A 22832-nucleotide genomic window follows, 5' to 3' on the forward strand; every position below is an offset into this window, starting at 1 on the left:
TTAAGGGTGGGAATCAAGTAAGTAGAGCGGCTAATCTTTTTGCCCTCCAAAATGTGAGCACAAATAGCAGGACGCCGAGACTCAGGCCCAGGAAAAAATTATGAGAGAAATTGATTTGGTAGGGGAAAGCAGGTAAACCCAGACCGGAACTGATTTGGCTAATCAGGAGGGCTCCCAAAGAATTGCCCAAGAGCAATCCAAATAAAATGGCAGGAAAAAGAATCAGAGCTATACGAAAAAGCAAGACGTTTCTGATTTCCTTTCGCTCCTTCCCTAAGGATTGGAGCAAGATCAAATGCCCTTTTTCCTCCCGAAAAAGTAAGCCCAGATCAAAGGAATTCAAGAGGGCGATGATGAGAAAAAAGAATAGGCAAAGAAATTGAACAAGAGCCCAAATCGCAGAGACTATTCCCATATCCTGGATGATATCTCCTATGCTTCTTTCAAACTCAAAGACTTCTCCATAGCGCTTCAAAATGCGACTTTTCAGTTTTTCTTTCTCTTGCTTATTCTTGACTTGAAGTCCGAATAAAGAAACTTCGAATAAAGGATTTAGCCCTCGAATAGCAGAGATATGCATGCGAAAGCCCTGGCCCATATTTCCGATGTCCTGGTAGATTCCACACACCAACATCTTTACCCGCTCACCCTCTAGCTCTACTTCTAAGCTATCTCCTGTTGAAATTCCATACTGCCGAGCACTTCCTATACATAGCGAAAGTTCATTCGCATTTTGCGGATGTCTTCCTGAAAGCATTGTCAGACCCGATTCCGCCAAATTTCCGACATACACCTTCCCCAAAAGCTCTCGTCCTGAATTCTTTTGTTGAGGCGGAATACTCATATTGATCCAGTCATACGGAATGATTTTTTCCACTAAATCTTCTTTCTCAAGTAGTTCTATGATTTCTTTTTGTCGCCGGGAAATGAGGACCCGATCAGATTTTTTCAAAATGAGATCAACTTCTTCAAATCCCCAGGCAGCCGGATACTCTGTAAGACGGGAGAAAGAGTTTCCCAAACTCAGCAGGATACTCATCAATGCTATACATAAAGCAAATGAAAAGACAAGCATGAGGTTACGAAAAACACGGCTTTGCAATAAGAAAGCACCGAAGTAGAAAATGGGCGAGCGAAGCTTTTGAAAAGAGAAAACATGAAATTGAATTTCCTTTGCTGGCCTTCCAATTCGGATGGCCTGAGCTGCAGGTACAGCCGCTGCTTTTCGACTACTTATCGCCGCAAGTAAAAGGATCAAACTTAGACTGAGGGAAGCACTTATGATAAATGGGTAGACAGAATAATGAATCTGGATGATCCCTAGATTGCTGAGGGATTGTTGGAGGATAAATGGAAGCAATATCTTTGCACTTAGCAGTCCCAGGAATATTCCCAGCAAAGCCAGAAGGAAGACTTGTATCAGATAGCTTAGCTGAATTTCGCCGGGAAGGAATCCCAAACTTTTCCATATCCCGATCTGTCGATAGTCTGCTTGTATATTAGCCCGCAGACTATTGCGAATAAGAAGTAAGGATAATAGGAAACTGAGTATGGCAACAAGCAATAGCATATTTCCAATCAATCCTAGCAAGCTCCCCGAGGCAGATCGGAAAAGTTGGTAATCCAGCTTGCTCCCATCATAACCTACTTCTCTGATAAATCTGTCCCAAAGCATGTGCATTTTATCAGCATCCTTCACCCTCACTCCCAGCATCACTTCTTGTAAATTCTCAAGAGGATACATGGTCGCCAAAGCCCCCGGAGCCAACCAGGCTTGTCCCGGATTTACCATTCCACTTGCATAATGTGGATCAGCTACCCAGGCACTTACTTCCAACCACATGACTTCTGGTCCAAGCGGAATCCCAAGTGAATCACCGATTTCAATTTCATGGGTTTTGGCAAAGGAAGAGTTAATCCAAATTTCCCCAAAACCTGGTTTTTCTTGCTTTATACCTGAAAGCAAATGCAAGGAATCAGGATGCCGATTCTTTCGATGATACTCCAGCAGGCGTAAACCCAATTCCAAATTATCCTCCTTCAAAAGGAAAGGACCATTTTGCATGTGCACAGTATTAGGCTGCCCAACAAACAAGACTTCTTCCTGAGCTTCAAACCAATCTCGAATTTGCTCCGGATCGTCCATGCGTTGGTCAAAGTATAAGAGGAAATGAGAGCCTTTTAGTTGTTCAAAGACTTGATCGAAGGGTTTATTGAGCACAACTAATAATCCGAGCGCGCTGCCGAGCAACATACTTCCTAAGGCGATGCTGGCAAAGAGGATAAAAGACTGGGCAGGCCTTCTATAAATTTGCTGAATACTCAGCTGAATTAAGTTTCTCATCTTACCAGCCTTGTTGTTGAAGCCAATCATATAAGCGCCTTTCTTTCTCTGCGAACTCTATCCCAATTGCCGACCAGTGGCTGAGCGTATTCCCATCTCGGAGAAACCATACTTCCGTACCAAAACAAGCGGCTTTCAGATCATGGGTAGCGAGTAAAATGCTTTGGCCCCTTTCATGAAGTCGCCGAAAGACTTCCATCACATCTTTCGCAGCAGCTTCGTTGAGGCTACCTGTGGGTTCGTCAGCAAAAAGGATAGCAGGCTGATTGATGAGTGCTCGGGCAATAGCAGCTCTTTGACGCTCTCCACCTGAAACAGAAGAAGGCAGTCGTCCTGCCAGATGATCAATTCCCAATTCTTTAAAGAGAGACTGAGCCCTGTTTTTTACCCCATCTATTTTATCGCTTCCCAGTCTTCCTGCCAACAAGCAATTTTCCATCAAGCTCAAATAGGGGATGAGGTTATGATCCTGAAAAATGATCCCAATTTTTGTTCGTCGGAATAGGGCCCAGGCTTTTTCGCTAGCTGATTGCATCGATCTGTACCCATACAATAACTCTCCCGATTGAAAACTTTCCAAGCCTGCCAGGATATTTAATAAAGTAGACTTACCCGCTCCCGAACGCCCCATAAGAACTGTGAAGCTGCCTTTCTCCATTCGCAAATCGAGATTCTCTAAAATCAGGCTTTTGCCATCATAAGACTTGCTCAGAGCTTTACTTTGTATTAGGGTCTCTTGCATCATATTTTTTGAGCAAATAAGGCCTCAATACTTGCGAAAGCGCTGCTCCCTGTAAGTTGAACCCTTTCCCTGCGAATTGAAACGCATTCCTGATCCGCTTTTACTAATTTGCTTCCAGATAAATTTCTATGCCGGCCATTGCCTATCTACATATTGCCAGCTTATTGTTTGCTGTCTTTTTTGCCTTCTTGTTGTTGAGTAAAAAAGGCAAGAGCCTGGGAGACCATCTTCTCCTCATATTCTTTGGGATGCTGGCCAGTAATTATGGGACGATGTTGGTAGTAGCCCTAGAGCTTTCCGGCTATCAGTGGCTATTGGAAATAAGTGATGCCTCGGTTTTCCTCTATGGGCCTTTGCTTTGGTGTTATGTATTGAGTTTTACGGAGGTAAATTTTCAATTTACTCCTACTTATTGGGGACATGCTTTCCCTTTTGTTCTGGCACTATTTGTATTAGAAGTATTCTCGCTATCAGGTCTGGATGTTCCTGATGCTTTGAGAACAAGTTTTCTGGTCTTGAAAATGCTCAGTGTACTTTTCTATATCTTATTGATTTTTTCGAAACTCCGCACATACCGGAATCAGTTAAAAGCCTTTTTCTCGGCGACCGATAAGATTCAATTGGACTGGATGTATTTTTTATGCTGGACCATCCTCCTTGTATGGAGCATTGCAGTTTTGAGTCTTTCGCTTTTCTTTTTCTTTCAGATTGATATCCCTTTGCATGGTGGCCTTTACTCCAATATAGCCGTCAGTCTTTGTGTATTCATACTGGGCTGGTATGGTTTCCGTCAAAGTCAGGTGTTTAGCCCTGCATATATGTATAAACCGCTTTTGCAAGAGCAGGAAATAGAAGTTCCTGAAACCAAGTACAGGAATAGCGGACTACAGGAAGGAGATGCTCACTTACATCTTCAAAAACTCCTGACTTTCATGGAAGATAAGAGGCCCTATCTGGATCAGGACTTGAGCTTATTTAAGTTGTCGGAGGAAATGAGCCTTTCTCCTAACCATCTTTCTCAGATCATCAATTCTTTACGCCAGCAAAACTTCTTTGACTTTATCAATCAATATCGGGTAGAAGAGGTAAAAAAACTTATGCTCAGTCCACAAGCAGATCAGATGACCTTATTGGGACTGGGAATGGAAGCCGGCTTTAAAAGCAAAGCTTCTTTCAATCGGGCTTTTAAGAAATTTACCGGATGTACACCTAGCGTATTCAAGGAGCAATTAAATGATCAGTAACGCGTAAATGCTACCTCAAATTCCCCTCCACTTACAATTTTGATATCTTCCGGATCCACCGAACTTCTCAGTTTAAATTCAAAGCTGCCTTTCACTTTCTCATCCGTCAGGCTTTCAATGCTGATTGTACCCGGATTTGATTTCATCCCACTCGTGAGGTATTTGAGACCCTCCCGGTATTTCTCTCCATAAATCGCACTCATTCCGGCGGCTTCTATGGAATAGCTTCCGGGTCCTATACCTGCCGAATTATAAATTGTCAGGGCAAAGTAAGAGCTATCAGCTGCAAAAGCCTCTATACGAACCATGGTCCGATTGTCGGTAATTGCATCCGCATTTAACCCACTATCAGGATGCTCTCCATCGTTTTTCCAGGCTGCCCCATCCAGATTAAATTTGAGACTCCCTTTATCTTCCTGAGGATCGAGAGAATCACTGCTTCGACTTTCCCCTGCATGTGTACATAAAAGAGGAATAGAAAATAGTAAAGCGAGGAATAATAACTTTTTCATAGGTCCTTGATTTTACGGTTGAAAAAGCGAGGCGAGTAAGCGCTGCTTGCACAGCTCCTTTCCATAAAATACGAAATAGGGGAGAGGATTCATATAAACAAGCTTCGCTCTCAATCCCTGATGTTACGTTTCGGATAAGCTGTGTAACTGAAGATTGAGAACTTTCTCACACATACTACCATTACAAATTGACAGCTTATGAGAGTGTTATTACTTAGCTTATTGGTCCTTGCCTGCCAATTGGTATCTGCACAGGATTGCTTAGTTGGATGGGATTATTATAGAAGTGTATCGGTAAATAATCCTGGCAATACAAGCCTCACTGATATCCAGATCCCTATAGACATCGATGCGAAAACCTTACTCATGGACGGCAAGATCCAACTCAATGGAGAAGACCTGAGAGTTACTGATGAAAATTGCAATTCCCTTCCTTATTATCTCGGTATAAATGAAGCAGACAGCTCAGAAAAAGTCTGGGTAAAACTTGCTTCCCTTCCCGCCAATGATACCGTCCGCCTACAGCTATACTATGGAAATTCTACTGCCTCCTCTGAAATGGATGGAGATGCCACTTTTATATTCTTCGATGACTTTTCTGCTGGCTCTGTAGATACAGAAAAATGGGAGACCATTGGAGGCTTTGCTAAATCTGAGGTGAATAATGGCATCTATGAATATGCCAGCGATGGAATGAATCCTGGCCCACGTTTCAAATTTGTCCGTACGAAAGCAGTATTCAGTGAAGAAGTTGAATTTGACTTCCGGGCGAAAGTGAGCAATTCCAATGGATTTGGATTTAGCAGCGCAGATACTTTGCTGGATAGATTGATTTATCGTCAATCCGGTTTTGGCTTTGATACCCTCAATCAGGTCGCTTTCAACAAAGATACCACCAACAATGGCTTTTCCATTAGCCAAAGTTATCCCATCATTCGTTTTCCAAGAGGAGAATTCAGAGATGGAAATATCCGCGCAGGTGTTATGAATAATATCTTCACTACGACGCGATTCAATAATCTGGATGACATGAGCATGAATGCCGACACCTTTGAGGTAACTCAGTCTCCTATGTCTGGTTTTCATTTCATCCTTTCTTCCTTCATCAATTTCTCTGTATATCTGGATTATATTCGGGTAAGGCAGATTCTCCCTGATGAGGTAAATGTAACGCTAGGAGAAGAACAGGAAGCCATTGCAAATTCTATTGCATTTCCGGGTTCCACCCAATTGATTGATATTTATCCAAATCCAGCAAAACACCTAGTAAATCTGCGTGGACTGGAGAGTGGATCATATCAATTCCGTTTGATCAATTCCCAGGGGCAGGATATCTATCATCATAGACAACAGCTTTATTCCGGCGAAGAAGTTCAGTTACAACTCAATACACTCCCCGATGGAATGTACTGGTTGATCATCGTGAATCAGAAGTCTCAGCGTATTGCTAGTCCGCTTTTGATTCGATAATAAACACAACTGATAAAATTGTCATTCCGGAATCTCTCGCAAACTCATTTTTGCAAGTGATTCCGGATTTTGCCTTAAGGTCGGAATGACAAGGATATGAAGGCTAAAGGTCTTGGCTTCTCGATGTCGTGAGGCCTCATTCCTTACTTTGTGGCTGGCAAAAAATTGATAAGAAATATTAAGAGAAAATTCAGCCTTTCAAGGCTGGATTTTCGTATACAGAAATATCCTCGTCTGATTACAGCAATTGCTATATTAAATCATGGAAAAATCCATCACAGCAAAGGCTCTCAGACAAAAATCCCGAGAGATTCAAGCCGATCAAATCAAGCACAACATGCGCATAGCCATCCTTGGCTATCGTTCCACCCAATTCCTCTCCAAATTCCTCATACAAGCCGGAGCTATTCAGGGCCTTGATATTGAGATTTATGAGGCTGATTATATACAGGTGGAAATGGAAGTGATGAATCCTGCTTCCCGACTCTATACCTTCAAGCCTGACTTCATTTGGATTATCAATTCCACCTACTTTTTACAAAAGCTTTTTTATAAAAGTGCAGTAAAAAAGGACTTTGGAAAGGCAATTTCCCAGAAATATCAAGGCCTGGCTGAGCAGGTAAGGGCGCATAGTTCTGCACAATTAATCTTCAATAACTTCTTCGAAATTCCCGACAGCATTTACGGCCACTTTTCCAATAAAACTTCAATCTCATTTCTCAATCAGCTTAGAAGAATAAATGTCTCCTTCATGGACCTGGCAGAATCCATCCAAGAGCTTCACCTCTTCGACTTGAATTCAATGATTCATACCAAAGGCCTGGATAGGGTTTTGGATTCAGGCCTTCATATAAATGCAGACATTCCCTTTAGTATGGATTTCGAAGCAGAAATCGCCTGGGACTTTGCTTCTCTGCTCACGGTATTCAAAGGAGAGATTAAAAAATGCCTCATCCTCGATTTGGACAATACGCTTTGGGGAGGCGTAATAGGGGATGATGGCTTGGAGGGTATTCAGATCGGAAGTTTAGGTATAGGAAAGGCTTTTACCGAATTACAAGGCTGGGCGAAAGCCTTAAAAGAACGGGGCATTATTCTAGCCATCTGTAGCAAGAATACAGAGGAGATCGCCAAAGAAGTATTTGAAAAACATGAGGAAATGATTCTGAGATTGGACGACATTGCAGTATTTGTAGCCAATTGGTCCAATAAAGCAGACAACATCCGACACATCCAGCAAGTCCTGAATATCGGCTTTGACTCTATGGTTTTTCTCGATGATAATCCGGCAGAGAGAGCATTGGTACAAAAAGAATTGCCAGAGGTAAGCGTTCCGGATCTACCTCAAGATCCTGCAGAATATCTCCCCTTTCTCCGAAAACTCAGGCTTTTTGAAACCCTCTCTCTTTCCAGCCTGGATAAGGATCGCACTCGCCAATATCAGGAAGAGGCCCAAAGGCGTTCGATGCAGTCCTCCTTTAGCAATATGGAGGACTACTTAATCTCCCTGAATATGAAAGGAAAAATCCTGCCTTTTCAGGATCAACATATAGCCCGCATTTCACAACTGAGTCAACGCTCCAATCAATTCAATCTGCGCACCATTCGATACACAGAAAGTGAGATCAAGTCCCTCCAGGAAAATTCTTTATACCTAGACTTTCAAGTTAGCCTGGAAGATACCTATGGGACATATGGATTGATTTCTATTGTCCTGCTTAAAAAAGAAAATTCGGACCGCTTATTCATTGAGAACTGGCTGATGAGTTGTCGGGTTCTTAAGCGAGGGTTAGAAAAATTTGTACTCAATCATCTGCTGGAAAAAGCCAGAGAAATAGGAATAAAAAAGATTGTCGGGGAATACTTGCCCACGGCCAAAAACAAAATCGTTGAACATCATTATAAGGAATTGGGTTTTGAATCCCTGGGAAATAATCAATGGGAATTGGAGGTAGAAAACTACGAGGCAAAAACTCATTTCATCAACATTTAACTTATTTGAATGAAATGAAAACAAGATTCCTCGGCACACAGCCCAGTCCTCTCCCAAGCCTCGGAATGACAAAAACGGACCGCTCATCTCGAAGCTTGGCTGCGCGATGGACTGCGGCTGAGAGATCATGTATTATCTGTACGAACCAAAAACAAGATTCCTCGGCACACAGCCCAGTCCTCTCCCAAGCCTCGGAATGACAAAAACGGACCGCTCATCTCGAAGCTTGGCTGCGCGATGGACTGCGGGCTGAGAGATCATGTATTATCTGTACGAACCAAAAACAAAATTCCGAGGAAGATAGAATCACCGCGAGAATGAAAAAGACCTTCTTTAAGTATTGACCAAAACCTCCTCCCGTTCATAGCCAAATTCCTCAAAGACAAATCCCATACGCTCATTGATCTCTCTTTTGATTTCAGGACTTAAAGGATCATAGCTATTCTGCCGATATGAAGTAATGGAATCCAGGTACTTAGAGATCGCTGATTCATTCATTTCTTCACCCAAAAAGGAATATATCTTCTTCAAATTTTCTAAGGGAGCACTCTTCAGTTCATCAAATCCCAGTACCATCAAATTTCCTTCAGGAATCAACTCCTTATCTCGCACCCAGGCACGATGCACTTCCTCATACATGTCCAGGACCAATTGATCCCTGCTACGTTTTAGTTCTTCTAAAGACTGAAAATTGACCATTTGAAACCAGGAGTCATATAAATGCATGCTGGATCGTATGGTTTCGTAAGGGTTTCGATGAATATGAATAAAACGAGCATCCGGATAGAGTTCCAGAAGCATGGGAATCCGAGCCGTATGGGCCGGAGATTTTAGCACCAAGGACCGATGATCTCCTCTCAGTTTTTGAAATTTCTGCAGGAACCAACTATAATTTTTCTTCCACTTCTGCTTATCTCTTTCAGATGCTTTCTGAAAAGACACATAGCTCCTGTATTGCTCTGCATCCCTGGGAAAATGAATCGCCAGATAAGAAGAAGGAGCCCCTAAAGAAGCCAGGGCAATTTCTTCCTCCTGCACACTCGCCATCACCATTTTCATTTGATCCATCAGACGTACGCCCGGCCCCATTTGATCAAGTATCGGAGCCAGCCATTTTTCCGCCATAAAGTTGTGAGGAAAAGCTGCCTGAAAAGTATTGGGTGAAAGAAAGCTGCCGTCTATATTCAGAAGATTGTGTAAGTGTGTAGTTCCACTCCTCCAATGTCCCAATATGTAAATGGGCTTTTTTATCTCTCCTTTATAGCTTCGAAATCTTTCAGGCAATCCTATCAGGGTATTTAAACAGGCCATGAAAAAATGCAGATAAATGTCAAGAATAGAAGCCAGTCTAAGCCTGAAACCTTGCTTTCTGAATAGGCGAAAGAAGGTGCTGAAATCCGCTCCATATAAAAAAGAAATTTTCATGTGTCTTATTTTGATGAGCGAAAGGGCTCCATTATTTGGATCAGTTCACGAATATTCAAATCACCCCCCGTATTGAGTGCCTGACTTACAAAAGAGCTTTGAGGTTCCAATTGAAAATCATCAGCCAATTCAGAGAGCATAGAAAGTAATTTGAGAGAATCTCCCCCCAGATTATGAAACTTTTCATCTGCATGAATGATCTCAGGCGGGCATGCTAAAATATCAATCCAGAGTTTTTTCAGTTCTTCGAAATCTCCGCCATTTAATTCTCCATAAGTCTCTTCTCTTTTTTCCTCTTTCAAATCAAATGTCAAATGTTCCCGTATTTCTTCCTTAATTTTTTCTCCATCCAGATGTGCAGGAAAACTACAGCAGATCAGACTTCTCTCCTTTTGCAAAATGACATTGGTACAAAATGGAGCCAGGGGAATGAATACCGGAAGAGAAATAAGATGGGAAGCCTGGAAATTGGCGGTCTGATAGTCGGACAAGTCTATACTTCCATTATCTGAAAGGATCGCGCTCATGGGAAAGGATTTTAGTTTCCGTGCCTTGCGAATTCCCATTTTCATCAAGCTTTTCAGCAGGAATCCAGGGCTTGCGCTTGCCAGCTTTTCCCATCGATCTATTCTCAATTCTTGCTTCTCATGCAAGGCTTGCAAAAGCATCGCCTGAACCTCCTGCCAACTCTGTTGAGGTTCAACCTGCAAATATATGGGCAAACTCAGGTTGGATGCAGCTTGTTTCGCTTCTTCATGCCTCCGTAAATCAACCGGAATCATGATGCGACTACCATCTCCAAACTTTTGCGCATACCAGACTGCTACTTTCGCCAGAGGTGCTTCAATCTTTAGGGGAATATCTATCAATTGCGTTTGATAGTCAATCGGATTATCGGAAAGGAAGAAGCCTGGCCATTGGAATAAGTAGGAAGCTCGGGCTATTTCTCCATCTGCATCTAATTGCTCTCTTAAGGCTTCATCTGAATCAAATCCAGTATATATCTCAAGCGCTTCTTTTCTGAGCAGGGCAAAAAGAGCTTGAAGGATAATTTGAGCCCCTTTAGCATCGACTACACTATGATGAATTCGAAATAGAAGTTCTCTTTCGTCAAAAAGCTGAAACTCCATCAAGCTCCCCTTTAGATTCGGAAGTGTCTTCCTATAAATCTCATGATTCAAATCTTCTGGTGCCAGTTCATTATGTACAATTAGCTCGGGCAGTTCTCCCTCAAAAGACCAGTACTTGCCCCTCGATTGTATCCTCAACTGAGGGAGTATGTTTGCCAGCCTGGAAATTGCCTGCTCCAATTCCTTAGCTTCAATCTTTCCTTTTCCTTTAACCAAAAACTGTAAACAAAAAGAAGGAGCAACCTCCTGGCCAAGGGAATAGATATATTCATTGAAGGTCTTTTTCCGACCTAAAGGCTTATTAGGCATAGATAAATTCGCTTACTTCCTGGTTAAAACGCTGGGGTTCCTCAGCCATCAGAAGATGGCCTGCTGCCGGATAAAAATAACTGAGCTCTGGCCCTAGTTTGTCAATCAGACGTTTGCCTCTTTTCAATGGCAAGACCTGATTTTTCTCTCCCCAACAAACCATTGTCCGGGGAAGTTCTGCTTCCTTATCTTCAAAGTGGTCAAATTTATTAAAGCTATAGAGGCCTTTGATCAACATGATGCGAGACTGGGCCTGCATAGGATGTGTAATACCTGCCAATATTCGCTGAAAAATCTCATTTCTGCTTTCCGGTTTTCTTCCATAGAGTCTGCTGACCACCTTTTTTCGGACGAAAGCAAATTTGGAAACGAGAAACATCAAAGCATACAACTGCTCATCAAAGGTATTCCCATTGGGAGTAAACATATAGGGATGAAAGTATTGCATCATCGAAGCTCCTCCGCAAATGTTGCAGAGAATCTGGGCTTCTACTTTCTCCGGTTGTTGTAAACTATATTCCAGACAAATAGCGGCTCCTATGCAATTGCCCATGAGAATAGGATTTTCGAGCCCCTGATCATCAATAAATCGAGCCAAAGCATCCACATATAAATCAAGGGTAAATGGGATTCGAGGTCTGGAAGAATCTCCAAAACCTATCAGGTCAAAGGCGATTACCTGATGATTCTTCGAAAATTTTTCGATCTGGTTTTTCCAGATTATATGGCTGCAACCACCATTGTGAAGCATGATCATTGCTTGCCCCTCGCCTGACTCATGATAAGCCATTTCCATTCCCTCATATTCATATGTTCGATTGGTATGTATCAACATATTTATTCTTTCTTATGCTAGGCAAACTTTATTGTTTTGGGCTCATGTTCTGGCCTTTTTCCCATTTTTCTAAGATGCTCGTAATGGGCGGAAATAGCTTTGCCAAAACTCTCATATTCAAAATAGGGAATCCCAAATTCCTCGGCGGTTTGCTTTACGATGGGAGCAAGTTGGGGATAATGTACATGGCTGATTCCTGGAAATAGGTGATGTTCAATCTGATGGTTCAAACCGCCCGTCAACCAATGGGCAATGGTAGATCCCGGAGCCCAATTCGCGGTTGTATACAGTTGATGAACGAACCAGTTGTTTTCGATATTCCCATCTTCATCAGGTAGCGGCATTTCTGATACCTCAGTCAAATGCGCCAACTGAAATACCAAAGTTAGCGCAATTCCCGCAACCAAATGCAGAAAGGCAAAGCCAAAAAGGATTTTCCAAAGCGGCAAATCAAGAAGCAGAATAGGAATTCCCAGCCAGAAAAACCAAACCCCTATTTTGATCAAAGCCATCTTGATCCAGTTTTTTTCCGGTTTATCTGCATTTTTTCTAATCAGATTGAGTTTACTGAACTTATACAGTTTCATAAAATCAGTCAGGAACATCCAGGTAAGGGTAAGTAGGCTATATAGTAAAAATGCATAATACTGCTGAAAACGATGCTTGGGCTTCCACTCCATCTCCTCAGAAAATCGTAACAAACCGGCGCCTGATTCCAGGTCTATATCATGCTCTGGAATATTGGTATAGGCATGATGCAGTTCATTGTGGCCTACAAGCCAGATAAGTTTATCTCCCCCTAGCAGATACATACTATTTGCAGCCCATTTATTCATCCAGGGTTTAGAAGAAAACGTGCCGTGGCAGCCTTCATGCATGATGGAGCTTCCTGCAAGGAAAAACCCAAATCCTATCACTCCACAAAGAACTAGCATCATCCCCTCACTCATTTCTACAGTAAGAATCAGGAAATAGGGGAGAAGCCAAATGAGAAGAATCGGAATTGATTTCCGCATCAAGGGAGTATCTCCTTTTCGGGAGAGATTGTTCTCCTTGAAATATGCATGGATACGCGACTTCAAGGTCTGCGTAAAATCCTGGTTTGCACTTCGGGTATAATTGATATTAGGATTCTTTTTCATGTAAATTCAAAGACTTTTTCCGGATCATAGCTAACAAGGCCGGAAGGATGAATATGTCAGAAAGGAAGGCAAAAAAACAGCCGATCACCATAGAGAGGCCCAATACACTCACCGCTTCCAAACCGGAGAAAATGAGCACAGAGAAACTCAAGCCAAAGACCAGGCTAGTCATCAGAATCGGTTTTGCCGCATCTCTGATAACAGGATCAAAAGAAGAAGACGAAGATTTATGTTTCTGATAGCTAGCGAGGATATGCATAGTATCATCGATAGCTATCCCAAAGGCAATGGTAAATACGATACTGGTTCCGGCCCTCAACTCAATTCCCATTAATCCATAAACCGAAGCAAGGATCAATAGCGGGATGGTATTCACCAGAATAGAGATAGCAGCTTCAGGCAGAGCTTTAAAATATATCGCCAGTAAAATGAAGGTTATGGATAAAGCCGTGCACAACCCCAGGGCAATCGATCGGGTGATATCATCGGTGTTTTTATCCATCATTCGAGCCTGGCCCGTTTGTCGGATATGAAGTTTATCAAACAAAGGATTGCTACTAAGTATCTGCTTCAATTTATCATAGCGTTCTACCGCTTCTTTACTCCCTATATCCCTCATCAGGCCATAAAAGCGAAAATATTTTCCATCTTCAGACATGAGTTTAAGGTAAGCATCTTCCCCCCTTTTAGGACCTACCAAAAATCTTGTGCCCATATAACTTTTGATAAGGCTATCGAGCTTTTGCAATACCATCGGAGCGGGCAATTCTTCTGAGCCTGTGTTCTCAATCAGAATAGAGAGAGGGCGTATACCTGCAAAATTCTGGTCAAAGTGTAAAGCTTCCTGGCGGATTGAGGAGTCTATAGAAACCCCCTGTATCATATAGGAATTCTTCCTCAGCTTGCTTATTCCGCTTATCGTAATCAGAATAAAGCAGGAAATTATGCCCCAAAGTATCCACTTGTTTTGGTAATTCTCTTGAATCCAGCTATGCATCTTCTCCAGAAGTCTATCAACAGCCTTCCTGCTTTTATACTTCTCAGGGGAAATGCCGGAAAATAAAAGTAGGCTAAAGCAAAAGGTGTACATGACTCCCACTGCCACAAATCCTCCAAATTCCATAATGGAGGAAATCTCCGTAGTAATCAAACTTCCAAAACCAATCGCTGTGGTAATACTTGTTAGTAACAAGGCAGGAAAATGGTATTTCACCCTTCCCAGACTATCCCAGGGTCCGGCTCCTTTCACAATATGAATGATATCCGAAACCGATATAATCAGAATTAGGGTTGGAATCAGGGTGGTGAACAGGTTTATATGAAAGCCTAATCTTCCCATCAATCCCATTGTAAACAGGATGGAAAAAAAGGGAACGGACAAACTGAGTAACAGAATTCTTATCGAACCCAGGATCGCATACAAGATGAGAAGAATGAGGAGAAAGCATAGGAGAAAAAGGAAACCAGAATTCTCCTTCATAAATTCTTCCAGGGAACGGGTCAAATAAACCTTACCTGCCAGACGAATCTGTTCTGGTGGAAAGGACTTCAATTGCTCCTTGATTTCCCCTAAAAAGTCATCCATCGCTTCTTTCTCGATAAACTCCTTATGCAGAATAAGGAAAGAAGCCAATCGATGGTCTTCACTTACAAATAGGTTACGGCCTTCTATCTTTTCGACAAATCTCTTCCTGACGCGAAGACCTGCCGGAGTCCAGTCATCAATCCAAAATACTTCTTCTACTTCCTCCAGCATACGTAGTCCCTCTTTGACTTCTTTCAATTTGTCAAGAAAGTTCTTGTCATAAATGCTGGAATCTGATCGAAAGGAAACGAGAAGAAATTGATCATCATGGCCAAAGATTTCCCGATACTTCAGATAAATGCTTAGCTCATCTCCACTTGCTGAAAAGTAATCATCCATATTGTGGGAAATGCGAAGCTCTGCCAATCCGGGAGCTAGTAGTGCACTCGCCAGAACCATCAAAAACAGGATCACTTTTCTATATGCAAGAAGGTACTTCATTTGACTGCTTGGGCTTAATCCGGAAATCTGGAAAATGTCTATGAGGGTAAAACTAGGAGTAGAAAGTTAAAGGGCGAAAAGGATTTTTGCTCTGAAAAGTTGATTTTTTGCAGAAAACCCAAATTCATACGTCCAGGCTTCACATTTTAGGATAATTACGTAAAAATTCATCTTCGGAGAATGCAACTAGCCACTAAACGATAAAAGCGATCGATTCCTCGAATTTATCCGATCCTTTATTTGCTTTTTTGTATGTTGAAAATCATCATCCAAATTTCCACGCAATGAGCAATTCTCACGAAAAAAGAAGGTCCTTCCTCAAAAAACTGGGCATCGGAACAGCCGGGATATTGACGGCTTCGGCAGCTTTCTCTCATATCATCATACCCAAAAGAAAAGAAAAGCTGGGAGTAGCACTCGTAGGTCTGGGATATTACAGTCGCGATTTACTAGCACCAGCTCTACAACTTACCCAAGATTGCGAATTGAAAGGCATCGTCACGGGAAGCCCTGAAAAGGTGCCCCAATGGCAAAAACGCTATGGAATCGAAGACAAGAATGTTTACAATTACGAGAATATGGATCGCATAGCTGATAATCCAGATATAGATGTGATTTATATTGTCCTCCCTACAGGTTTACACGCAAAATACGCAGTCAAAGCCGCCGATACCGGTAAACATGTCTGGTGTGAAAAACCCATGGCCCGTACTGCCAAAGAATGTCAGCAGATCATTGACGCCTGCAAAAAGAATAAAGTCAAACTCAGCATAGGCTACCGGATGCAACATGAACCCAATACACAGACTATTATTCGATTTGGGAAAGAGAAAACCTATGGAAATATAAAAAGCATTCGAGCTGAAGCCGGTTATTATGATGGCCGTACTACACATTGGAAGCAAAACAAAGCACTCGGAGGAGGCGCAATGTACGACATGGGGGTTTATTCATTAAATGCGATCCGTTATGCAAGCGGAGAAGAACCTATAGCAGTTGTCAAAGCATCACACGAAAGCACTCGTCCGAAGGTATATACGGAAGTGGATGAAACCACTCTTTTTACCCTTGAATTTCCCAGTGGAATCATCGCAAATGGAAAGACAAGTTTTGGAATGAATATGAATGAACTTCGGGTAGATTGTGAGAAAGGATGGTATGAATTAAGTCCTTTTCAGGCTTATAGTGGAATCCGAGGAAGAAGTAGTGATGGGAAAGAACTCAATCAGCGCATCCCAAATCAACAAGCCAAACAAATGGATGAAGATGCGCGGGCAATTAAAGAAAATACAGAGGTGATGGTTCCGGGAGAAGAGGGGATGAGAGATATCCGAATCGTAGAAGCTATTTATCAATCGGCCAAAACTGGAAAAAGAATTGTCTTATAGAAGCAAAGCCTCCCAGTTGGGAGGCTTTGGCATATGTATAATAGAAATTAACTTAAGCTTTTGCTTTGGCCCTTTCTTTGGCTTCTCTTTCAATGATCATTTTATGCTCTTTATTTCCATAATATGCATAAGCGACTCCAAATGCCATTGAGATCACTACACCGATCCAGTTCATGTCATTGATGGCTCCATCGGTGATTGCCATAATCTGCAAAATGGATGCAATGATATTTCCTACAGCAAGCGAAAATAATCCCGCCCTTCTACCGTGAGAAACATGAGCATCTCGCATAAACCAGGTGAGTACAGCAAGGGATAAGAAGGTAGCTCCCATCATTCTGACAGTAAGCACCAATTGAGGACTTGCCTGAACCCCTTCTGCAAACATGGAAAGGGCATTTTTTGTCAGGAAAAGGTCCATAACCCCATATATCAACAGGATTACTGCATGTACCGTGAAGATGTTCTTGAGATTCATTAGTGAGTTATTTAGTGAGTGTTAAAATAGATCAATTTATAGGCGAGTATATTTAATAAAATGAAAATATTCTGTCAAATCAAGTATTTAGCCCAAAAAAGCAGAGCTATCTAGCTGATTTACTTTGACTTAAGGGTCCTTAAAAGAGCATATTTAGCCTAAAGTTTAGCTAATCAAACATGCATTTTCAATAACTGATCGAGAATGAAGAATTATTAGGAAGAATCTTCTAACTTGCGGGGAAATTTAACAAGCAATATATGAGTCTAGTAGTAGTCGGTTCTATGGCTTTTGACGCAATAGAAACCCCTTTTGGTAAAGTCGATAAGATCCTGGGGGGAGCCGGTATGTACATTGCCCTCTCTGCCTCTTATTTTTCTAAACCCGTCAATGCCATCTCCGTTGTAGGCTATGATTTTCTGGAAGAAGACATGCAAATGATGCGCGATCATGGGATCAATCTCGATGGCGTTCAGATCAAGCAAGATGAAAAATCATTCTTCTGGTCCGGTAAATATCACAATGATATGAATTCACGGGATACCCTGGTTACAGAACTCAATGTACTGGGTAGTTTTGATCCTGCCGTTCCTGAATCCTACCATGATTGCAAATTCCTGATGCTAGGCAATCTTTCTCCAGATGTACAGAGACAGGTAATTGAAAGACTCCCTAACCGACCAGAACTAATTGTCATGGATACCATGAATTTCTGGATGGATATTGCCCTGGATAGTTTGAAAGAAACCCTGAAATTGATTGACGTGCTAGTCATCAATGATGAAGAAGCTCGTCAACTCTCAGGAGAATACTCTCTCTTGAAAGCTTCACAGGTTATAATGAATATGGGTCCCAAATACCTGGTGATCAAAAAAGGAGAACATGGAGCCTTATTGTTCCATGGAACTTCCGTTTTTTCTGCACCTGGCTTACCGCTGGAAGAGGTATTCGACCCCACAGGAGCCGGAGATACCTTTGCAGGTGGATTTATCGGTCATTTGGTGAAATCAGATAGTGCCTCCTTTGACAATATGAAGCAGGCTGTAATTTATGGAAGTGCCATGGCCAGTTTCTGTGTTGAAAAGTTTGGGCCGGAAAGACTGCTTAATCTCTCTCAGGAAGCCATCGATGCGCGTGTTCAGAAATTTGTAAATCTGGCTCATTTCAGCCTTCCTACCGAGATCAGCGATATTCTGGATCAAAGCGCATGAGTGCCTTACCCTTTCGCATAGGTTTCGGCTACGATACACACCAACTCGTTCCCGATAGAAAACTTATCCTGGGTGGAGTGGAAATACCACACCACCTGGGACTTTTAGGACACTCAGATGCAGATGTCTTGCTTCATGCTATTTGTGATGCCATGCTCGGTGCCCTTAACCTTAGAGACATCGGTTTTCACTTTCCCGATACAGATCCTCGTTATAAAAATGCAGATAGTCGTATCTTCCTGGAAGATGCGAACAAATTGATAAGAGAAAAAGGATATGAGTTGGGGAATATTGACTGTACCATTATAGCCGAAAAACCCAAGATCAATCCCCACATCCCTGCAATGCAAATGGTCATTGCGGATATACTCGGAGTAGATACAGACCGAATCTCCATCAAAGCAACTACCCACGAAAAGACAGATGCCACAGGCCGAGAAGAAAGCATGGTTGCCCATGCTGTGGCACTTTTGATGAAGCATAATACGATATAAGTGGTTTTTCTGCTTCCCATGTCCTATTTTTAACAACCTTTCCCCTGGGCTTGTCGTCCTTAGGAAAGATTCATGAAAAGAGTCCTGAATGTTTTCAAAATCGTACACCTGTCCTTCCTGCGGAGCACCTATCGAGCAAAAAAAGCCCGGGTCAAGGATGTTGGGGTGCACCTATTGCGGACAAACCAGCTTCGTCGAAGCAGATAGCCTGGATGCAGTTGGAGAGAAAGCTCCCCTGATTGACTACGGCTCTTCCTTTGAAATCGGAAAGATGGGAAAGTGGCAGGACAAAGAATTTATGGTTCTCGGCCGCCTGAGATTTAGCTATGAAGATGGCTTTTGGGATGAATGGTACCTCAATTGCTTTGATGACGGATCAGAACTTTGGGTACAGGAAGATGACGGTTCCTTTGTTATGTTTTACTACGAAGAGGAACTAAGCTATAGAATGGATTATGATGCGGTCCGCGTTGGCAGTAATGTCAAGTTCAATGAGAAGATCCATTCTGTATTTGTCACCTCCAAAAGCAAAGCTTCTCTACAAGGAGGTGAAGGCGAACTGCCTTTCCGGGTCGTTCCTGGGAGTCAGGCAGATTTCATCGATGGAGTTATGGAAGGTAAAGTGGTAAGTGCCGAATTTTTGCCTTCAGACAATATTGTTTATGTAGGACAGCCTGTGGATCTGGATGAATTAAAATTACGCAACTAATATGATCAAAACACAGAGTGAACTCGCTTCAGTCAAGCAGTTTGACTGTCAGAATTGCGGAAACGGCTTGCACGTTCACAATTCTCGTGCGCAATATATTTCCTGTCAATATTGTGGCTCTGTGTTAGATGCAGCATCTGAAACGCATCAGATCCTCCAAAAGCTGGATAAGCCGACCAAGCATAAACCTATGTCTTTCATCGAATTGGGGCAAATCGCCAATTTCTATGGAAGAAATTATCAGGTAATAGCTCGGAGCAGGTGGAGAAGCAAATACAATGAATACTGGTCAGAAGAAGGAGAGTCTGGATATAGTCGAGAGGTTTGGATTTACGATGAGTGGTTGCTGATAGATGAAAGAAAGACCTACTTTTATCTGATTGAAGATAAAGAAGGATACTATATCTCTGAGGAGATCATTCCCCAGCATCCAACTTTACTACCCAATAATCTCCGCATGAAATTTTTTGACGATCAGCCCAACAGCATCGTCAGAGAATATGGAGATTCTGAGTTGATATACTTTGAAGGGGAAAGTAATTACCGGATCGCAAAAAACGAACAGAAGCGTTTTGCGATGTTTAAGCACCGTGGGATCAATTTTGAGTCCGAATGGCGCATGCATCCTGAACATAAAGAGCAAATCAAGGAGATAGAATTTTTTAAAGAAACCCCTATCTCTCGTAGGAAATTGCTGGAATCTTTCCAACAAAACCAGGCCATTGAAGATCTTTACAAAAGAGAGGGACAATGGCGGTTTGTGGCGATCATGGGAAGTATCGTGAGTTTTCTCGCACTCTTCTTTATGTTTGTCTCTATCGGAGAAGATGGAGATCAGATTTTCTACCAAAGTCTGGATACTCAACAGCTTGCGGAGGATACGGGATTTGAAAGTCAACCCATTGAAATATCAGAAGCCGGGATTTTCAAGCTGGAATTAAATGCTTCGCAGATCACCCCTCAATCTGAATTTTTCATCTTTGCCTACATCCTCGATAAGGATAGGCAAGCCATAAACCAAATACAGGAAACCTTTTATTACTATTCCGGCACAGATTCTGATGGATCATGGACGGAGTCCCGAACCAATACGGACAAAATCTTTAAACTCAAGGAACCAGGTACCTATTATCTTCAATTGTATAAAAATCGCGAGTCGGTTTTTTCTAATACGCTAGAAGTAAAAATGAACAAGGGTATCATATTGACACGTTATTTTGTACTTTTATTTATCGCCTTCCTGATATTTACCATCTATGCATTTGGTAAATCCAGAGGAGGATTCTGATCAGATCTCAATATGCGAACCATTTGGAGGCTTATTTTTGCTGTAATTTTTCTAGGCTTACTGGTCTATACCTACCGTGCGTCTGCTCAGGGCTGGGGCATGAAACTCGGCATGCAAGACTCTAATACCATGAGCGAGATTGAGAAGAACTGTCCCGATTACTATGTCAATCGAGATGGAGAATGTCTTCGGAGAACTTTTAGAAGTTACTACCTCATCCGAGGCGTTCAGGGAGGAGGCCCCGGATCGGGAAAATAATAACGACCCAAAGTAAACCATCATTTTCATGAGCAAGTGGATAGTTTCCTTTTGCCTTGTACTTATTAGTCTTTCTTCCTTTGCACAAACTCCCGGCTATGCGGGTAAGCATCATATTCTCCAAATTGACGGCTATCTCTTTCCTACAGCCAGTCGATTTATCCTTCAGGAAAAAAGCCTCGAATTGAATGTTCGCTCCGGTATCGGCAGTGAGCATGTACTGAATCGAAGACTTTCAGTCAAAATCCTCGGGGACCGTTTTTTCACCAATCAGGAATACGATTATAACAATCAGACAGGACGCTTCCGTATCCAGGGGTGGAAAGCAGGTATCGGCTTACGGGCTTATACTTTTTTCAGGCGGGGGAATATTGCTCCTTTGGGCATATACATCCAACCGGCTTTGCATTATGTTCGCTTTCAAATGCAGGACCTGGACCGTCGTTTCTTTCCAAATGGTAGACGCTTTCTCGCTAATTATGCTGCGGCAGCCATATCTCTTGCATTGGGAAGCCAACGCATGATCGGCAATCGATTCTCCTATCATTTCGGCGTTCAAAGTGCCCTTCCTTTTTTCCTGTTTCCAGATAGATCTGTGCCTGAGTTTACCTATATCAAAGAGAGAGGCATTCGCAGACTTAGAGGATTTTTCGGTATAAATCTCCATGCAGGCCTGGGAATTTTGGTATTCTAAATGATAAACCCGTTTAATCGAAAATAGCTGATTGACTCTTATCTTGGGATAAGACCAATTCTTTTCCTATGAACCTTTCTCTTACCCACACGGACGGAGCCAAAAATGAGATCAGCCTATTCCCCGCGGAAAAGAAACAAGCTCCTTTAATCATTATTTCTCCAGCCATGGGAGTGAGGGCTTCTTACTATGAAGTGCTTGCACAAGATTTCGCAAGTCAGGGCTTCAATGCTTGTACCGTCGATTATAGAGGCACCGGAAAATCCAGCCTTCGAGCCTCCCGAAAGGTGAATTTTGGCTATGAAGATCTGGTCAATGACCTCAAGGAGCTAGTCTCAAAACTAAGAGAAGAATTCCCCAATAATAAAATGGTTTTGCTGGGCCATAGTTTGGGTGGTCAAATTGGCGGTATTGCTTTAAGTCGATATCCGGATATGCTTGACGGTCTGGTGCTTATTGCCTCTTGTATGGTGTATTGGAAAGGATGGGAAGAACAAGGAACCACACAAGTAAAGATGGCAGTCAACTTTTTTCCTTTGCTAGCAAAAATGATCGGTTATTTCCCGGGTAAACAAGTGGGCTTTGGAGGGAGAGAGGCACGAACTGTCATGAGGGATTGGGGAATAAATGGCACAAAAGGAATTTACCAGCCAAAGGGAAGCACCTTCGATTATGAGGAGGCCCTCAAAGCCTTTTCGACTCCTGTCTTAGCCATGTCTTTAGAGGGAGATAGCTTTGCTCCTCAAAATGCCGTAGGTCGGCTTGTGGCCAAATTGGGAGCTGAATCGCAAAACAAGAATCACCGACATATCAGTGCTCAGGAAGCCGGAATGAAAAAAATCACCCATTTCAATTGGGTGAAAGAGCCAGGCTTCTTTGTGAAGACAGTAGGGGAGTGGGTGGAAGATTTGGATTGAAGCACAGCTGACACCCCGAGCTTGTCGAGGGGCCTGAAACCCTTTTCCTGGCCATCGCCAAAATTCCGATTGATTATTGTTGGCTAGTAATTTAGGTCCCTCCGCTGCGGTCGGGATGACAGGGCTGTTTGAGCAGAACCAAAGGGACACACTGAGCTTGCGAAGTGCCTAAGCCCTATCAAATTCCTTTTCCAAATCCAGATAAAAAACAGAAAACTTCTGT

20 protein-coding genes are annotated in these 22832 nt (G+C 42.5%); 11 read left to right on the forward strand and 9 right to left on the reverse strand.

Features of this window, described 5'->3' with window-relative positions; genetic code table 11:
• Positions 1–13: 13 nt before the first annotated feature.
• Positions 14–2344, reverse strand: coding sequence for an FtsX-like permease family protein (locus R8P61_26425; protein MDW3650639.1), 2331 nt, complete (start codon positions 2342–2344; stop codon positions 14–16).
• Position 2345: 1 nt separating this feature from the next.
• A complete protein-coding gene (locus tag R8P61_26430; protein ID MDW3650640.1) occupies positions 2346–3089 on the reverse strand; it encodes an ABC transporter ATP-binding protein in 744 nt (247 codons plus the stop codon).
• Positions 3090–3214: 125 nt separating this feature from the next.
• Between R8P61_26430 and R8P61_26435 the strand changes: the two genes are divergently transcribed.
• Positions 3215–4330 carry a helix-turn-helix domain-containing protein gene (locus tag R8P61_26435; GenBank protein ID MDW3650641.1) on the forward strand — a complete coding sequence of 372 codons (1116 nt, stop codon included), beginning with the start codon at positions 3215–3217 and terminating at the stop codon, positions 4328–4330.
• Here the strand turns inward: R8P61_26435 and R8P61_26440 are convergent.
• Positions 4324–4842 carry a hypothetical protein gene (locus R8P61_26440; protein ID MDW3650642.1) on the reverse strand — a complete coding sequence of 173 codons (519 nt, stop codon included), beginning with the start codon at positions 4840–4842 and terminating at the stop codon, positions 4324–4326. The genes R8P61_26435 and R8P61_26440 overlap by 7 nt on opposite strands.
• Before the next feature lie 198 nt (positions 4843–5040).
• On the opposite strand from R8P61_26440, the gene R8P61_26445 reads away from it, so the two are divergent.
• Entirely contained in the window at positions 5041–6312 is a 1272-nt protein-coding gene (locus R8P61_26445) for a DUF2341 domain-containing protein (GenBank protein MDW3650643.1), read from the forward strand.
• 262 nt (positions 6313–6574) lie between these two features.
• Positions 6575–8305, forward strand: coding sequence for an HAD-IIIC family phosphatase (locus R8P61_26450; protein ID MDW3650644.1), 1731 nt, complete (start codon positions 6575–6577; stop codon positions 8303–8305).
• 333 nt (positions 8306–8638) lie between these two features.
• Here the strand turns inward: R8P61_26450 and R8P61_26455 are convergent, their stop codons facing one another.
• The 5 genes from R8P61_26455 to R8P61_26475 are packed head-to-tail and all read right to left on the reverse strand — an operon-like array spanning position 8639 to position 15172.
• Positions 8639–9730 (reverse strand): sulfotransferase, encoded by a 1092-nt coding sequence (locus tag R8P61_26455; GenBank protein ID MDW3650645.1) that lies wholly within the window; start codon positions 9728–9730, stop codon positions 8639–8641.
• 5 nt (positions 9731–9735) lie between these two features.
• A complete protein-coding gene (locus tag R8P61_26460) occupies positions 9736–11169 on the reverse strand; it encodes an acyl carrier protein (GenBank protein ID MDW3650646.1) in 1434 nt (477 codons plus the stop codon).
• Positions 11162–12004 carry an alpha/beta hydrolase gene (locus tag R8P61_26465; GenBank protein MDW3650647.1) on the reverse strand — a complete coding sequence of 281 codons (843 nt, stop codon included), beginning with the start codon at positions 12002–12004 and terminating at the stop codon, positions 11162–11164. Before R8P61_26465 ends, R8P61_26460 begins: the two co-directional genes overlap by 8 nt.
• A gap of 17 nt (positions 12005–12021) precedes the next feature.
• Positions 12022–13146, reverse strand: a complete 1125-nt coding sequence (locus R8P61_26470; GenBank protein ID MDW3650648.1) for an acyl-CoA desaturase — start codon at positions 13144–13146, stop codon at positions 12022–12024.
• Positions 13130–15172, reverse strand: coding sequence for an MMPL family transporter (locus tag R8P61_26475; GenBank protein ID MDW3650649.1), 2043 nt, complete (start codon positions 15170–15172; stop codon positions 13130–13132). The genes R8P61_26470 and R8P61_26475 overlap by 17 nt, the downstream gene beginning before the upstream one ends.
• Positions 15173–15456: 284 nt before the next feature.
• On the opposite strand from R8P61_26475, the gene R8P61_26480 reads away from it, so the two are divergent.
• Positions 15457–16560: a Gfo/Idh/MocA family oxidoreductase gene (locus R8P61_26480; GenBank protein MDW3650650.1), complete on the forward strand. Its 1104-nt coding sequence runs from the start codon at positions 15457–15459 to the stop codon at positions 16558–16560.
• Between the two features lie 52 nt (positions 16561–16612).
• Here the strand turns inward: R8P61_26480 and R8P61_26485 are convergent, their stop codons facing one another.
• A complete protein-coding gene (locus R8P61_26485) occupies positions 16613–17038 on the reverse strand; it encodes a hypothetical protein (GenBank protein MDW3650651.1) in 426 nt (141 codons plus the stop codon).
• 260 nt (positions 17039–17298) lie between these two features.
• Here R8P61_26485 and R8P61_26490 point away from each other — a divergent pair, with 260 nt between their 5' ends.
• The 7 genes from R8P61_26490 (at position 17299) to R8P61_26520 (ending at position 22609) form a co-directional block, all read left to right on the forward strand.
• On the forward strand, positions 17299–18249 hold the full coding sequence (locus tag R8P61_26490; protein MDW3650652.1) for a PfkB family carbohydrate kinase: 951 nt from the start codon (positions 17299–17301) through the stop codon (positions 18247–18249).
• Positions 18246–18743, forward strand: a complete 498-nt coding sequence (ispF, locus tag R8P61_26495) for a 2-C-methyl-D-erythritol 2,4-cyclodiphosphate synthase (protein MDW3650653.1) — start codon at positions 18246–18248, stop codon at positions 18741–18743. Before R8P61_26490 ends, ispF begins: the two co-directional genes overlap by 4 nt.
• Before the next feature lie 88 nt (positions 18744–18831).
• Complete coding sequence (locus R8P61_26500) at positions 18832–19452, forward strand: DUF4178 domain-containing protein (protein MDW3650654.1); 621 nt, start codon at positions 18832–18834, stop codon at positions 19450–19452.
• 1 nt (position 19453) lies between these two features.
• Positions 19454–20740, forward strand: coding sequence for a hypothetical protein (locus R8P61_26505; GenBank protein MDW3650655.1), 1287 nt, complete (start codon positions 19454–19456; stop codon positions 20738–20740).
• A 12-nt stretch (positions 20741–20752) separates the two neighbouring features.
• The gene (locus R8P61_26510) at positions 20753–20998 is read left to right on the forward strand and encodes a hypothetical protein (protein MDW3650656.1); all 246 of its coding nucleotides are present in this window, start codon (positions 20753–20755) and stop codon (positions 20996–20998) included.
• A gap of 28 nt (positions 20999–21026) precedes the next feature.
• Positions 21027–21692 carry a hypothetical protein gene (locus R8P61_26515; GenBank protein ID MDW3650657.1) on the forward strand — a complete coding sequence of 222 codons (666 nt, stop codon included), beginning with the start codon at positions 21027–21029 and terminating at the stop codon, positions 21690–21692.
• Between the two features lie 68 nt (positions 21693–21760).
• Positions 21761–22609 carry an alpha/beta fold hydrolase gene (locus R8P61_26520; protein ID MDW3650658.1) on the forward strand — a complete coding sequence of 283 codons (849 nt, stop codon included), beginning with the start codon at positions 21761–21763 and terminating at the stop codon, positions 22607–22609.
• The last annotated feature ends 223 nt before the right edge of the window (positions 22610–22832 follow it).

The sequence above is a fragment of the Bacteroidia bacterium genome (assembly GCA_033391075.1).
Classification (GTDB): Bacteria; Bacteroidota; Bacteroidia; order J057; family J057; genus JAWPMV01.

What these genes read in the sequence shown, in the direction of transcription:
- R8P61_26425 (MDW3650639.1), bottom strand. Translation starts at nt 2,344, where the DNA reads ATGAGAAACTTAATTCAGCTGAGTATTCAGCAAATTTATAGAAGGCCT.
- R8P61_26430 (MDW3650640.1), bottom strand. Translation starts at nt 3,089, where the DNA reads ATGATGCAAGAGACCCTAATACAAAGTAAAGCTCTGAGCAAGTCTTAT.
- R8P61_26435 (MDW3650641.1), top strand. Translation starts at nt 3,215, where the DNA reads ATGCCGGCCATTGCCTATCTACATATTGCCAGCTTATTGTTTGCTGTC.
- R8P61_26440 (MDW3650642.1), bottom strand. Translation starts at nt 4,842, where the DNA reads ATGAAAAAGTTATTATTCCTCGCTTTACTATTTTCTATTCCTCTTTTA.
- R8P61_26445 (MDW3650643.1), top strand. Translation starts at nt 5,041, where the DNA reads ATGAGAGTGTTATTACTTAGCTTATTGGTCCTTGCCTGCCAATTGGTA.
- R8P61_26450 (MDW3650644.1), top strand. Translation starts at nt 6,575, where the DNA reads ATGGAAAAATCCATCACAGCAAAGGCTCTCAGACAAAAATCCCGAGAG.
- R8P61_26455 (MDW3650645.1), bottom strand. Translation starts at nt 9,730, where the DNA reads ATGAAAATTTCTTTTTTATATGGAGCGGATTTCAGCACCTTCTTTCGC.
- R8P61_26460 (MDW3650646.1), bottom strand. Translation starts at nt 11,169, where the DNA reads ATGCCTAATAAGCCTTTAGGTCGGAAAAAGACCTTCAATGAATATATC.
- R8P61_26465 (MDW3650647.1), bottom strand. Translation starts at nt 12,004, where the DNA reads ATGTTGATACATACCAATCGAACATATGAATATGAGGGAATGGAAATG.
- R8P61_26470 (MDW3650648.1), bottom strand. Translation starts at nt 13,146, where the DNA reads ATGAAAAAGAATCCTAATATCAATTATACCCGAAGTGCAAACCAGGAT.
- R8P61_26475 (MDW3650649.1), bottom strand. Translation starts at nt 15,172, where the DNA reads ATGAAGTACCTTCTTGCATATAGAAAAGTGATCCTGTTTTTGATGGTT.
- R8P61_26480 (MDW3650650.1), top strand. Translation starts at nt 15,457, where the DNA reads ATGAGCAATTCTCACGAAAAAAGAAGGTCCTTCCTCAAAAAACTGGGC.
- R8P61_26485 (MDW3650651.1), bottom strand. Translation starts at nt 17,038, where the DNA reads ATGAATCTCAAGAACATCTTCACGGTACATGCAGTAATCCTGTTGATA.
- R8P61_26490 (MDW3650652.1), top strand. Translation starts at nt 17,299, where the DNA reads ATGAGTCTAGTAGTAGTCGGTTCTATGGCTTTTGACGCAATAGAAACC.
- ispF (MDW3650653.1), top strand. Translation starts at nt 18,246, where the DNA reads ATGAGTGCCTTACCCTTTCGCATAGGTTTCGGCTACGATACACACCAA.
- R8P61_26500 (MDW3650654.1), top strand. Translation starts at nt 18,832, where the DNA reads ATGTTTTCAAAATCGTACACCTGTCCTTCCTGCGGAGCACCTATCGAG.
- R8P61_26505 (MDW3650655.1), top strand. Translation starts at nt 19,454, where the DNA reads ATGATCAAAACACAGAGTGAACTCGCTTCAGTCAAGCAGTTTGACTGT.
- R8P61_26510 (MDW3650656.1), top strand. Translation starts at nt 20,753, where the DNA reads ATGCGAACCATTTGGAGGCTTATTTTTGCTGTAATTTTTCTAGGCTTA.
- R8P61_26515 (MDW3650657.1), top strand. Translation starts at nt 21,027, where the DNA reads ATGAGCAAGTGGATAGTTTCCTTTTGCCTTGTACTTATTAGTCTTTCT.
- R8P61_26520 (MDW3650658.1), top strand. Translation starts at nt 21,761, where the DNA reads ATGAACCTTTCTCTTACCCACACGGACGGAGCCAAAAATGAGATCAGC.